This is a genomic window from Pseudomonas sp. KBS0710, from assembly GCF_005938045.2.
In the GTDB taxonomy this organism is placed as follows: Bacteria; Pseudomonadota; Gammaproteobacteria; order Pseudomonadales; family Pseudomonadaceae; genus Aquipseudomonas.
The window spans coordinates 3,063,200-3,076,312 of the sequence record NZ_VCCF02000001.1; the positions used below are offsets into that span (position 1 = coordinate 3,063,200).

General features: G+C 62.5%; 9 protein-coding genes. 3 read left to right on the top strand and 6 right to left on the bottom strand.

From position 1 onward, the window contains the following. Positions 1 to 813 precede the first annotated feature (813 nt). From FFI16_RS13880 to FFI16_RS13900, 5 genes are all read right to left on the bottom strand, one after another. On the bottom strand, positions 814 to 3,924 hold the full coding sequence (locus tag FFI16_RS13880) for an efflux RND transporter permease subunit (RefSeq protein ID WP_138815814.1): 3,111 nt from the start codon (positions 3,922 to 3,924) through the stop codon (positions 814 to 816). Beyond that, positions 3,921 to 5,150: an efflux RND transporter periplasmic adaptor subunit gene (locus FFI16_RS13885; protein WP_138815813.1), complete on the bottom strand. Its 1,230-nt coding sequence runs from the start codon at positions 5,148 to 5,150 to the stop codon at positions 3,921 to 3,923. Before FFI16_RS13885 ends, FFI16_RS13880 begins: the two co-directional genes overlap by 4 nt. Then, positions 5,143 to 6,381 (bottom strand): TolC family protein, encoded by a 1,239-nt coding sequence (locus FFI16_RS13890; RefSeq protein WP_138815812.1) that lies wholly within the window; start codon positions 6,379 to 6,381, stop codon positions 5,143 to 5,145. Before FFI16_RS13890 ends, FFI16_RS13885 begins: the two co-directional genes overlap by 8 nt. A 96-nt stretch (positions 6,382 to 6,477) precedes the next feature. Continuing rightward, on the bottom strand, positions 6,478 to 6,816 hold the full coding sequence (locus tag FFI16_RS13895) for a hypothetical protein (protein ID WP_138815811.1): 339 nt from the start codon (positions 6,814 to 6,816) through the stop codon (positions 6,478 to 6,480). 26 nt (positions 6,817 to 6,842) lie between these two features. Continuing rightward, the gene (locus FFI16_RS13900; RefSeq protein WP_138815810.1) at positions 6,843 to 8,264 is read right to left on the bottom strand and encodes a PLP-dependent aminotransferase family protein; all 1,422 of its coding nucleotides are present in this window, start codon (positions 8,262 to 8,264) and stop codon (positions 6,843 to 6,845) included. Positions 8,265 to 8,358: 94 nt separating this feature from the next. Here FFI16_RS13900 and FFI16_RS13905 point away from each other — a divergent pair, with 94 nt between their 5' ends. Continuing rightward, entirely contained in the window at positions 8,359 to 9,588 is a 1,230-nt protein-coding gene (locus FFI16_RS13905; protein WP_138815809.1) for a multidrug effflux MFS transporter, read from the top strand. Between the two features lie 153 nt (positions 9,589 to 9,741). Here FFI16_RS13905 and FFI16_RS13910 read toward each other — a convergent pair whose 3' ends face one another. After that, on the bottom strand, positions 9,742 to 10,647 hold the full coding sequence (locus FFI16_RS13910; RefSeq protein WP_017136412.1) for a hypothetical protein: 906 nt from the start codon (positions 10,645 to 10,647) through the stop codon (positions 9,742 to 9,744). Between the two features lie 411 nt (positions 10,648 to 11,058). On the opposite strand from FFI16_RS13910, the gene FFI16_RS13915 reads away from it, so the two are divergent. Further along, the gene (locus tag FFI16_RS13915; RefSeq protein WP_003219726.1) at positions 11,059 to 11,742 is read left to right on the top strand and encodes a response regulator transcription factor; all 684 of its coding nucleotides are present in this window, start codon (positions 11,059 to 11,061) and stop codon (positions 11,740 to 11,742) included. Next, positions 11,720 to 13,111 (top strand): HAMP domain-containing sensor histidine kinase, encoded by a 1,392-nt coding sequence (locus tag FFI16_RS13920; protein ID WP_138815808.1) that lies wholly within the window; start codon positions 11,720 to 11,722, stop codon positions 13,109 to 13,111. Before FFI16_RS13915 ends, FFI16_RS13920 begins: the two co-directional genes overlap by 23 nt. Positions 13,112 to 13,113: the final 2 nt, after the last annotated feature.

Consider the following 13,113-nt stretch of genomic DNA (forward strand, 5'->3'; position numbering starts at 1 on the left):
CACGCCCCCAACACTCGGTGCCTCGCTGTGGCTCGGCATGCCCGCAATCCGCCAGTGATTTGGGGGCCGCCGCCACGCGCCATCCATGGCGCGGGGCGGCTAAACCGGCATCCCTGCCGGTTTACCCCCCAAATCACTGTCAGATTGCGGCCATCGTGTTTGACGGGGCGATTTCAGATCAAGATCAAGATCAAAAGCGCAGATCAAAAGACCGCTGACTTCGTCATCGAAAAGGATGTAAGGGCCAGAGCAACAGCAACAGCAACAGCAACAGCAACAGCAACAGCAACAGCCGACCTCACCATCAAGGTTGGATGCAGTCAACTGTGGGAGCGGGCTTGCTCGCGAATGCGGTGTGCCAGTCAATTCATCTGTCACTGACCCACCGCATTCGCGAGCAAGCCCGCTCCCACATTTAGATCGCGTTGCATCAGGTAGATAGGCTTTTGCTTTGCACTTGATCTGGCTTTTGATTCAACCACTCAGGTCGGCTTTCAGGCCGCCGTGCTGTAGATTTTGATCTTGATCTGAGACGCCCCGTTAACCACGATGGCCGAACGCAGGCTTGAATCCGTGGGTAACCCGGCAGGACGCCGGGTTAGCCGCGCTGGGCCAAGGATGGCCCATCGCGGCGGCCCACGGATTCAAGCCTTCGTTCTGGCACACCGAGCATTAGCGAGGTGCCAAGTGGTGGGGCGAGGACTTTTTGGTTACCTTTTTGGTCCTTCAAAAAGTGACCCGCCGTCAGGGCGGAACCCCAAGCAGCCATCACAAAAACAATGGATATGCACACCAAACCACCATACATCCCATTCAGCACTTAGCTCTAGAACGACGCATCAACTGGTAAGCCGCCGGAATCACAAACAGCGACAGCAACGGCGCCGTCAACATCCCCCCAATCATCGGCGCAGCAATGCGGCTCATCACTTCGCTGCCAGTCCCGCCTCCAAGCAGAATCGGCAGCAACCCCGCGATGATAACGGCCACAGTCATCGCCTTGGGGCGCACGCGCAGCACCGCCCCCTCGGTGATAGCCGCCAACAGATCACCATCCTTACGCTCAGCCCAAGCGTTTTTCAAATACAACAGCATGATCACCCCAAACTCAGCCGACACCCCCGCCAGCGCAATAAACCCGACGCCCGTGGCCACCGACAGATTGAAACCCAGCCAGTAGAGCAACCACACACCGCCAGACAGTGCGAACGGTAAGGTGCCCAAAATCAGCACGGCCTCATCCACACGGCGAAAGGTCAGGTACAACAGCACAAAGATGATCATAAGCGTGGCCGGCACCACCAGTTTCAAGCGCTCATTAGCCCGCTCCAGAAACTCGAACTGCCCCGAATAACTGAGGCTCATGCCCGGTTGCAAATGCACCTGCTGCTCGATCGCCCCACGCAGGTCCTTCACCACCGAGGCCAGGTCGCGGTCTCGCACGTCGATATACACCCAGCCGGACGGCCGTGCGTTTTCGCTTTTGAGCATCGGCGGGCCGTCACTGATCTTCAGCCGGGCCACCGTACCGAGGGTGATCTGGCTGCCCTGCGGCGTGTAGATCGGCAGGTTGCCCAGCGCCTGCACCGAGTCGCGCCACTCCTTGGGGTAACGCAGACTGATAGGGAAGCGCGCCAGCCCTTCGACCGTTTCGCCGATGGTTTCACCGCCAATCGCGCCCGCCACAATCGACTGCACATCGGCGATATTCAGCCCATATTGCGCGGCGGCCGCACGGTCGATATCCACGTCGATATAGCGCCCGCCAGTCAACCGCTCAGCCAGTGCCGAACTCACACCAGGCACGGTCTTGGCGACTTTCTCCACAGCCTGGGTCACCGCGTCGATCTGCATCAGGCTGGTGCCCGCAACCTTCACGCCAATCGGGCTTTTCACGCCGGTGGCGAGCATGTCGATGCGGTTGCGGATCGGCGGGATCCAGATATTGGTCAGGCCCGGCACCTGCACCACACGGTCCAGCTCCTTCACCAGTTTTTCCGGGGTCATGCCGGGGCGCCATTGGTCCCTGGGCTTGAACTCAATCGTGGTTTCAAACATCTCCAGCGGCGCCGGGTCGGTGGCGGTTTCGGCGCGACCGGCCTTGCCGAACACGTGGGCCACTTCCGGTACGGTCTTGATCAGCCGGTCAGTGCGTTGCAGCAACTCACCGGCGGTTTGCGTCGACAGCCCCGGCAGCGCCGACGGCATGTAGAGCAAGTCGCCCTCGTCCAGCGGCGGCAGGAACTCACCACCGAGTTTCGCCACCGGCCACAGCGCGCTCGCCACCGTCAGCAGCGCCACCAGCAAGGTCAGGCGCGGCCAGCGCAGCACCGCGTCTAGGGCCGGTTGGTAGAGTTTGATCAAGCCACGATTGAGCGGGTTGCGCTGCTCATCGGGGATACGCCCGCGAATCCAGTAGCCCATCAACACCGGGACCAAGGTCACCGACAACCCGGCCGCTGCCGCCATGGCATAGGTCTTGGTGTAAGCCAACGGGCCGAACAGGCGGCCTTCCTGGGCTTGCAAGGTGAACACCGGAATAAACGACAACGTGATGATCAGCAGGCAGAAAAACAGCGCAGGCCCGACTTCCACCGCCGCGTCGGTCATGACTTTCCAGTGTTCGTCACCTTTCAATTCCCGGCCAGGATTGGCATGGTGCCAGGCCTCGATTTTCTTGTGGGCGTTTTCGATCATCACCACCGCCGCATCCACCATTGCGCCGATGGCAATCGCGATGCCGCCGAGCGACATGATGTTGGCGTTGATGCCCTGAAAGCGCATGACGATAAAGGCGATCAATACGCCGACCGGCAGCGAAATAATCGCCACCAGGGATGAGCGCAGGTGCCAGAGGAAAATCCCGCACACCAGCGCCACCACCAAAAACTCCTCCAACAGCTTATGGCTGAGGTTATCCACGGCGCGGTCGATCAATTTGCTGCGATCGTAGGTGGTGACGATTTCCACCCCGGGCGGCAGGCTGCTTTTCAGTTGCTCAAGCTTGGACTTGACCGCTGCGATGGCCTCGCGCGCATTTTTGCCGCTGCGCAGGATCACCACGCCGCCGACCGCTTCGCCCTCGCCGTCCAGTTCACTGATGCCGCGACGCAGGTCCGGGCCAAGTTGAATGTTTGCCACATCACCAAGGCTCACCGGCACGTTGTTGGTGCCGAGTCGCAGGGGAATCGCGCGAAAATCCGCCAGGCTTTTCAGGTAGCCGGAGGCGCGCACCACGTATTCGGACTCGCCCAGGTTCAGCACCGAGCCGCCGGCTTCCTGGTTAGCCTTGTCGATCGCCTCTTTAACCTGCGCCTGGGTAACGCCGCGACTCGCCATGGCCAGCGGGTCGAGCTGCACCTGGTACTGCTTGACCTGGCCGCCGATGGTCGCCACTTCCGCCACATTCGGCAGGGTCTTGAGTTCGAACTTGAGAAACCAGTCCTGCAGCGCACGCAATTGCGCCAGGTCGTGTTGGCCGCTACGGTCCACCAAGGCGTACTGGTAAATCCAGCCCACCCCGGTGGCGTCCGGCCCCAGCGACGGCTTGGCCGATGCCGGCAGCCGCGCCTGCAATTGGCTGAGGTATTCCAGCACCCGCGAACGCGCCCAGTACAGGTCGGTGCCTTCATCGAACAGCACGTACACGTAGCTGTCGCCGAAGAACGAAAAGCCGCGCACGGTCTTGGCGCCCGGTACCGACAGCATGGTGGTGGTCATCGGGTAAGTGACCTGGTTTTCGACAATCTGCGGCGCCTGGCCCGGGTACGGCGTGCGGATGATCACCTGCACATCCGAGAGGTCCGGCAAGGCATCCACCGGCGTATTTTGCACCGCCCACACGCCCCACGCGGTGATGAACAAGGTCGCGAGCAGCACCAGAAACCGGTTGGCCACCGACCAGCGAATCAGCAAGGCGATCATGGCTGGGCTCCTGGTTGCATGCTCATGCCCGACATGTCGGACGTGGGTGCGGTTATGCCTCTCAAACTGGCTTCAGAATCGAGCAGGAATTGGCCGGAGGCGACCACCTGCTGGCCTTCCTGCAAGCCGCTGCGGATCACGGTCTGGTCCTGATTTTCTGCGCCGACGTCAACCTCTACTGGGCGATAGCGTTCGCCCTCCTCGGCCAGCATTACCAGCACGCGCTTGCCGGTGCGGATCAAGGCTTCGCTGGGCACTTGCAGCACCGCTTGCCCGCTGGTTTGCGCCAGGCGCACCTGGGCCGTCATGCCGGGGCGCAGGTTGCCGTCGGGATTGGGCAGTTCAACGCGGACCTGCACGGTACGACTGTCCATGGCGGTGGCCGGCAAGATCGCGCTGATGGTGCCGTCGACGGTTTTGCCCGGTAAACCGACAAAACGGCTCTGCACGGTTTGGCCCACGGCCAGGGTCGCACCTTGGGCTTCGGGCACGGCGACCTGCAGCCACACCGAATCCAGGACATTGATACGCGCCAGGGTCTGCCCTGCCGCCAGCGTCATGCCTTCGCGCACGTCCAGGGTTTGCAAGGCGCCGCTTAACGGGCTGGTGACGGTCAACACCGACTGCACCCGGCCGTTGCGCTCCATCTGCTCGATCAACCCGGCCGGCATGCCGCTCAGGCGCAGGCGTTGCCGGGCTGCCGCGATCAAGCCACTGTCGCCGCTGTGGCGCAGGCTCAGGAATTCTTCCTGGGCCGCCGCCCATTCGGGGATCAACAGGTCCGCCAACGGCGCGCCAGCCTTGAGCACATCACCCGGTGCCCGCGCATAGACGCGCTCGACGAACCCGGCAGCCCGCGCCTGCACCACCGCCACATCACGGTCGTTGAACGCGAGGATGCCCGACAGCTCCAGGGTCGAGGTCAGCACACCACGGGTGACGCTCGCCAGGCGCACGCCGAGGTTCTGGGTTTGCCGTGGGTCAATCTGCACGGCCGGCGTATCCGCAGCCGCCGTGCCTTCGGCATACCGCGGCACCAGTTGCATGTCCATAAACGGTGACTTGCCGGGCTTGTCGAACTTCTGCTGCGGGTACATAGGGTCGTACCAGTACAGCGCCGGTTTGTCGTCCTTGGGTGTAACAGAAGCCACCGGGTGAAATTGCGCCAGCCCATAGCCCGCGCCCAGACCCAGCAGCACCAGTGCGGCGACGATTGAATTATTCATGGCTGGGTTCTCCGTAGGCGAAATACAGCTGGGCGCCGATCAGGGCGCGCTGCTCGATGGCATCAATCTGTTTGAAACGGGCCTCGACCAGGTCACGGCGAGCGCTGACCACCGTGAGCAAATCGCCCTTGCCGGCGCGATAACCGGCCAGGCTGAGGGCGACTTTTTCTTCGGCCAACGGCACCAGGCTGTCCTGGCTGCGCTGCACGGCGCGGTCCAGGCGCTGGTAAACCGCTAGGTCGTCGTCGAGCATCTGCGTGTGTTCGCGGGTAGCGGCTTCGCGTTCGGCGTCGAGTTGATCCAGCTCGGCCTGCTTGGCGGCGATGCCTGGGTTCTGACGGCGCCCGGGAAAGATCGGCAGGTCGAAACTCAATTGCAGGGTGAGCATGTCGCCGTACTCCCGGCTGCGGTGCCCGTAGTCGACTTCCCAGCTCCAGTCCGAGGTCTTTTGCGCCTTGGCTTCCTGCACGCGCGCCTGCGCCTCGCGGGTACGCGGCACGAAGGCTTGCAGTGCAGGGTGTTGATGCAGGTTGTGGCTGTAGCCGTGGCTGTCGATGCTCCAGTTGGGTAACTGGCCGCTGGGGGCTTGATTGGCAGCGGCACCGATCCAGCGCTTGAGGGCGGCGCGGGCCTGGGCACGCTGCTGAGTCAGCTCGTCCTCACGCCCCGCCAACTCGGCGGCTTCCTGTTTGGGAATCACCGCATCGGAAGCCTGACCGCGACCACCGGCCAACTGCGCGCGCACGCTGTCTTGCAGCAGGCGGTTCTGTTGGTAGAAGTCTTGAAACAAGGCCTCTTTGCGCTCCACCGCGTAAGCACGGATCCACGCCTGGGCAGTGGCCTGGCGCACGTTAAGGCGCTCGATGCGCCCTTCGGCGGCGGTGCGTTCTATGGTTGCATCAGCCAGTTCGACCCGGGCTTTGCGCTTGTCGCGGCTGGGCACCTGTTGCTGCAGGCCGATCATCTGTTGCGTCATGTCATCGCCATACAACGTGCCGCGATTCGGCCCGCCGATGGGAAAATTCTGCAGGCCCACCAGCAATTTCGGATCGGGCAATTCGCCGGCCGGAATCGCTGCCTGTGTCGCAGCTTGCAGCTTGGCGGATTCGGCCACCAGCGACGGCGCGTTGTTCTGCGCCAGGCGCAGGGCCTCATCCAGGGTCAGCGCCGAGGCGAGCGCCGGCCACACCAGCACGCCCACCACCAGGGCGCGCACATAGAGGGAATTCATCGTGAAGATTCCTGATCTGTGCCACTGCGCGCCGCGTTAAGCGGCCCACAGCAAGGCCATCCCGCAGTGGGGATGGATGTTCAGATGCAACCGGAATCAGCTACGCGGCGGGCGCCAGACGCCGGAGGGCGTGCGGTCGGGGATAAAATCAGATGTGTGGCCGATGGCCAAAGGATGAGCGCGTGTCAGCGGTGCCTTGAGCACCGCCAGGGACAGTTGCAGCAGGCCGCCGGTTTTGCATTCCTGGCCCGGCTTGCAGACTTTACCGTGGTCGCCACCGTCCTGGCAGCAGTCGGGGCTCATGTCGGTCATCACCTGCATGTCTGCCATCTTCATCGGGCACGGCTCGGTGCTCGACGGTACTCCCGCCATCCCGGTCAGGGGAAGCGTGAGGCTTAACAGCATGACCAGGATTAAACGCAGAAGGCGGCTCATGGGGCGCGAGTCTAGCCAAGGGGCGGTTAAGCCGCCATTAACAATTTCGTGAGCACTCGCCCGTGAAAGCGGATCTGCGCCAGGGTCAGCGCGGTGTAGCCGATGATCACCGCAGGCTTCAGGCTGGCCTCGTCACAGAACTTGCCCAACGGCTGCAAGCTCAGGCCAACGGCGGCCGCGCGGCTACAAAAATCCGCCTCGCAGGTGCCTGCCGGCAACCACAGCACAAAATGCAACCCGGCCTGCTGGCCGCTGACCCTGCAGCCCTGCGGCAGGCAGGCGAGCAATGCATCGCGGCGTGCCTGATAGGCTTGGCGTGAAGCGCGCAAATGCCGCACGAACGCCCCACTGCCCAGGAACTCGACCAGGCCCAATTGATCCGTGGCGCCCACCGAATGCCCGGTCAATTGTGAGGTGCGCAATAACGCGGGCCGCAGTGTCCTGGGCACCACCATGAAACCCACGCGCAAGCCGGGAAACAGGTTCTTGTTGAAGCTGCCGCAGTAGATCACCCGGTCGCCCGAGTCCAGGGCTTTAAGCGCCGCCAGTGGCGCGCTGTTGTAGTTGTATTCGCTGTCGTAATCGTCTTCAACCACCCAGGCATCAGCGCGGGCAGCCCAGTCCAGTAATGCCAGGCGGCGCGAGACCGACAAGGTCATGCCCAACGGCGCCTGGTGTGCAGGCGACACGTAAGCCAGCCGCGCCGTACCTGGGAGGTGGTCGGTGTCGAGGCCGTCGGCCGTGACCGGGATCGATTGAACCTGCGCGCCGGCCAGGCTGAACAAGCGCCGCGCGGGCTTGTAACCTGGGTCTTCGACGCACGCCGTGTCGCCGGGTTTGAGCAAGGTGCGCGCGATCAGGTCAAGGGCGTGACGAATGCCCGTGGTCACAATCACCTCATCCGCCTCGCAGCGCATGCCGCGATAACTGCGCAGGTAGTCGGCGATTTGCTCGCGCAATGCCGGCAACCCGGCCGGGTGCGCGGCCTCCAGGGCACCCGGCCGCGCCGACAGCAAGCCACGGGAAATACAGCGCGCCCAGGCTTTCAAGTCGAACAGGCTGGCGTCCGGGCGCCGGGCCACAAAGGGCACGTGGCTTTGCACGCCCGCATCGGGCTGATCAGGCACCGCCTGGCGGCGTAGGTGGCTGCTCGGCGCCGGGGCCGCGATAAATTGCTCGGGGACCACCGCACTCACTCGCGTACCGGAGCCCGCCACGCGTTCTACGTAACCCTCGCTGTGCAAGCGCTCGAACGCCGCTTCCAGGGTGCCCCGCGACACCAGCCAGCGCTCGGCCAGGCTACGGGTCGACGGCAAGCGGCTGCCCGCCGGCAACTGCCGATTGAGGATAGCGGCGCGCAACGCATCATAGGCGCCCTGTTGCTTGCCGGCGCCCAGCGTGTCCGGGCGCGGCAGGTCCAGGGTGACGGCAGTTTTTCCTCGGCGCATAAGTGGTCCAGTGTTTTAAGCCATAAGCGGCTCAAAGGATTAAACCACAAAGTCGTTAGAGTTCAGGCTCTACTCGTTAGCGAAGAAGCTTCCCATGACTCAACGCGCCCTCTCCACCGGGTTCTGGCTGGTCCTGCTGACCGTGCTGATCGCCCTGCCCCGTCTGACCCTCGACCTGCACCTGCCGGCCCTGCCCGCCATGGCCGACTACTTCCACAGCAGCGACAGCCAACTGCAGCTGACCCTCACGCTGTACACCCTGGGTTCAGCGATTTCCCTGCTGGTCAGCGGCCCGTTGACCGACCGTTTCGGCCGGCGCCCGGTCTTGCTGGCCGGGCTGCTGCTGTACGTGGTGGCAACCCTGACCTGCGCCCAGGCCGACAGCCTCGGCGTGCTGGTGATCGCCCGGCTGTTCCAGGCCCTCGGCGGTTGCTGTACCACGGTGATCGGCCGGGTGATCGTGCGCGATTACTTCGACCGCCACGAACAGGCGCGCCTGCTGGGCCTGATCTCCATGGCCATGGCGATCTCGCCGATGGCCGCGCCAGTACTTGGCAGCCTGATGCTGCCCTTGATCAATTGGCGTGGCTTGTTTGTGCTGCTGGCCGTGATCGGCGCCGGGCTATGCCTGGTGGTTTACCGCCGCCTGCCGGAAACCCGCCCGCCGCAAGTGGCCGCTGCGCCACCGAGCAACCTGCTGCGCGTGTACGGCCAGTTGCTGCGCGATCGCTATTTCCTGCGCTACGCCCTGGCCATCGGCTGTGTGTACAGCACGTATTTCCCGTTCATCAGCGAGTCGTCTTCGCTGTTGCAGCGCGGCTACCAACTGACGGCCACGGAATACGCGCTGGTATTCGCCGCGACGATCAGCGGCTATATGCTGGGGGCGAACCTGTTTCGGCGCCTGGTGCTGCGCTTCGAACCCGACCGCTTGATCAACGCAGGGATCGGCCTGAATGTACTGGGCAGCGTTTTGCTGGCGATGGCGACCCTCGCGCTGCCGGGAGAATGGCTGGCGATTGTGCTGCCGATGGTGGTGATCATGGTGTCGGTGGGGATGGTGATTCCGGCCTGCCAGCTCTCAGTGCTGCAGCCCTATGGCGCGATCGCGGGGACGGCGTCGGGGTTGTTCTTTTTTATCCAGATGTTCCTGACGGCGGTGAGCAGTTGGGTGACGGGGTTGTTGTCGGATGGCACTTCATTGCCATTGGTGATCATGACCGCAGCGGCGAGCGCACTGCTGATCACAAGCTGGCTGACCCTGCGCAAAACCAGATGTGGGAGCGGGCTTGCTCGCGAAAGCGGTGTGTCAGTCAGCTCATGAATAGCTGAAAGACCGCCTTCGCGAGCAAGCCCGCTCCCACAGGGGAACGAGCCAAGCTCTGGTTTAGTGCATGAAGATCGCGATCAGGATGATCACCGGAATCGGCACGCCGAGGAACCACAGTAGTAATGAGCGCATGATGTTCTCCTTGAATTAACGAACGTAGTTTTCGGTTTCGACGTACACCACAGCATCCCGACGACGACCGCCGAAGGTAGCCGCGAAGCTGGCAAAGAACGCGCCGATCAGCAGGGCCACAAAGGTCCACAACGAGGTGTAGGCGGCGACTTTGGCGGCTGTGTCGGCCGCTTGCTTGGCTTTGAGCTTGGCATCGTCAATGGCTTTACGGGCCTCGCCGTAGACCTTGTCGATACGCGCTTCAGCATCCGCCTGGCTGAGGTTGGTACGCTGGCTGATCAACTGGGCCAGGTAAGTACGGTCTTCCGGTGCCAGTTGGCCGTCGTTGCTCAGGGTGCGGGTGAGGATACGTGCAACCACGCCGTGTACCGCGTCATCGCTGACGGCAGCTGGGCGGTCATCGCGGAACAGGCTGTCGACGTAGTAGTCGAAGTCGCCGCTGTTGGCGCCCTTGGCTGCGCTACCGGCAGCCTGGCTGATGCCGCTGGCGGCACCTGCCGCTACGCTGGCACCGGCTTTCACGCCGCCGCTGACCACGCTGCTGACCGAACCGACCACCAGTACTGCGGTGACCAAAGTGGCGACGGCCCAAGCGAGGAAACCATGGGCAGTGTCGCGAAAGTACACTTCATCGCCATGCATGTTCGCCCACTTCACACGCAACCGGCCGGCAATGTAACCGCCCAGGCCTGAAGCGACGATTTGGGTGAATGCCAGCCAGATAATCGTGGAAATACCCAGCCCCTTGGCGCTCATGCCGCTGTCGGCCCACGGCGACACCGCCGAAAAGCCCAGGCCGAAGCCCAACAGCACCAGGATAAGCGACAGTGCAGCCGCCGCAGCGGCCCCGGCAAAGATTGCGCCCCAGGAAACCCCAGAGCGCGCGCTTGACTCTTGCAGCGTGGATGACGATGTGATCATTGTTGTTTTGCTCCCGGCAGGAAAAATAGTGTTACAAGTCTCAAAAGGGACAGTGCAGGCAGCGTGCCAGTCGGGTTAAAAATTAAAATCCTTTTATTTCAATAAGTTAAGTAATTTGAACTTCTTAAGACCGTGCAACTTGCAAGAAACAACAATGGCGGGCGTGCTTTATGCAATCTCATGGCAAACCCGCTCACTGCGGGAGCTGGCTTGCCTGCGATAGCGGTGTATCCGACACAAAATATCAAACTGGAAGACCGCTATCGCAGGCAAGCCAGCTCCGACAATGAAGGTGTCCAAGCAGGAAATTTGTGGTGGTTTTGCCAAGATGAAGTTTAATTTAGGAAACATTCAGCTACTTCTTGGCAAAATGACCTCACTTCTAGTGTGAATCGCTCACCAGGTAATCCTATGACCCGTATTTTGACCATCGAGGATGACGCCGTAACGGCCCGCGAGATCGTCGCAGAGCTGAGTAGCCATGGACTGGATGTGGATTGGGTGGACAACGGCCGCGAAGGCCTGGTCCGTGCTGTGAGTGGTGATTACGATCTGATCACCCTCGACCGGATGCTGCCGGAGCTGGATGGCCTGGCCATCGTCACGACCCTGCGCACCATTGGGGTGTCGACGCCGATCTTGATGATCAGCGCCCTCTCCGATGTCGACGAACGCGTGCGCGGCCTGCGGGCCGGGGGTGATGACTACCTGACCAAGCCGTTCGCCTCCGACGAAATGGCCGCCCGTGTCGAAGTCCTGCTGCGGCGCAAAAGCACGGTCAAGGAGTTCGAAACCGCCCTGCGCGTGGCCGACCTTGAACTCAACCTGATCAGCCGCGAAGCCAGCCGCGCCGAGCAGCCGCTGAGCCTGTTGCCCACCGAGTACAAACTGCTTGAGTTCCTGATGCGCAACACCGGGCAGATCCTGTCGCGGATGATGATCTTCGAGGAAGTCTGGGGTTATCACTTCGACCCGGGCACCAACCTGATCGATGTGCACATCGGTCGCCTGCGCAAGAAAATCGACCCACCGGGCCTCACGCCGCTGATCCGCACGGTACGAGGTTCCGGTTATGTCATTGCTGAACCCCTCTAAGGGCTGGCGCTCCTCCAGCAGCCGCTTGCTGGCGCTCTACAGTTCGCTGTTCGTGGCCTGGAGTTGCATCCTCATGGGGGTGCTGTATTTCGAAGTGTCGGGTTACCTGGGCGACCTGTCCCGCCACTCGCTGATGCAGCGCCAGCACTTGTTTCAGCGTTTCGACGGCGAAGAACTGGTGGAAGCCCTGACCACCAGCATGACCTTCGACATGAAGGGCGTGGACGCCTACGGCCTGTTCGATGAGCAATTTCGCCCCTTGAGCGGGCCGATCCGCGCCGTGCCGCCAGACCTGCCGCTGGACGGCAAGATCCATGCGCTGGCCAATTGCGTCGAGTCCGACGACCCCAAACTGCCTAAAGACAGCTGCGACGCCGTCGCCACCCACACCGAAGACGGGCGCTGGCTGGTGCTGGTGCGGGCCAACGGTTCGCTGTTCGGCGTTACCCGGATCATCTGGCATGCACTGCTGTGGGCGCTGTCGCTGACGATTATTCCGGGCGCGGCCGGTTGGCATTTGTTGCGCCGCCGCCCGTTGCGCCGTATTCGCGGGATCCAGGCGAGTGCCGAGGCCATCGTTGCCGGTGACCTGACTCACCGTTTGCCGCTGTCGAATCGGCGTGATGAACTGGACATGCTCGCGGCCATCGTCAACGCGATGCTCGACCGCATCGAGAAGCTGATGAACGAGGTCAAGGGCGTGTGCGACAACATCGCCCACGACCTGCGCACCCCGCTGACACGCTTGCGCGCGCAGTTGTACCGCATCAAACAGGAAGCCGAGGAGAACTCGGTGTACGCGGTGAAGCTCGACGACGCCATCGCCGAGACCGACACGCTGATGGCGCGCTTTCGCGGGCTGTTGCGCATCTCGGAGCTGGAAGATCACCAGCGCCGTTCGGGTTTCCTGGTAATGGACCCGCTGCCGCTGCTGCGCGAACTGCATGACTTTTATCTGCCATTGGCCGAAGAAGGCGAACTGCAGCTGCGCCTCGAAGTGCCGGAAACGCTGCCGTGGATCACCGGCGACCGCGCGCTGTTATTCGAAGCCTTGGCCAACCTGCTGAGTAACTCGATCAAGTTCTCCCCCGCCGGTGGCGAGGTGATCTTGCGTGGTGTGAATGACGGCGGCAGCACGCGCATCGAAGTGCACGACTCCGGGCCGGGCATTCCGGCGGCGGAACGCGATGCGGTGTTCCAGCGTTTTTATCGTGTGGATGAAAGCGACCAGCAAGGCGGCTTCGGTTTGGGCCTGTCGATTGTGGCGGCGATCATTAACTTGCACGGGTTCAAGCTGGAGGTCGGCAACAGCCAGAGTGGCGGTGCGCGGTTGGTGCTGGAGTGTCGGCAGCAGTTGATGCCCGAATAGTC

Coding starts and splice junctions, on each gene's coding strand:
- FFI16_RS13880 (WP_138815814.1), bottom strand. CDS start 3,924: ATGATCGCCTTGCTGATTCGCTGGTCGGTGGCCAACCGGTTTCTGGTG.
- FFI16_RS13885 (WP_138815813.1), bottom strand. CDS start 5,150: ATGAATAATTCAATCGTCGCCGCACTGGTGCTGCTGGGTCTGGGCGCG.
- FFI16_RS13890 (WP_138815812.1), bottom strand. CDS start 6,381: ATGAATTCCCTCTATGTGCGCGCCCTGGTGGTGGGCGTGCTGGTGTGG.
- FFI16_RS13895 (WP_138815811.1), bottom strand. CDS start 6,816: ATGAGCCGCCTTCTGCGTTTAATCCTGGTCATGCTGTTAAGCCTCACG.
- FFI16_RS13900 (WP_138815810.1), bottom strand. CDS start 8,264: ATGCGCCGAGGAAAAACTGCCGTCACCCTGGACCTGCCGCGCCCGGAC.
- FFI16_RS13905 (WP_138815809.1), top strand. CDS start 8,359: ATGACTCAACGCGCCCTCTCCACCGGGTTCTGGCTGGTCCTGCTGACC.
- FFI16_RS13910 (WP_017136412.1), bottom strand. CDS start 10,647: ATGATCACATCGTCATCCACGCTGCAAGAGTCAAGCGCGCGCTCTGGG.
- FFI16_RS13915 (WP_003219726.1), top strand. CDS start 11,059: ATGACCCGTATTTTGACCATCGAGGATGACGCCGTAACGGCCCGCGAG.
- FFI16_RS13920 (WP_138815808.1), top strand. CDS start 11,720: ATGTCATTGCTGAACCCCTCTAAGGGCTGGCGCTCCTCCAGCAGCCGC.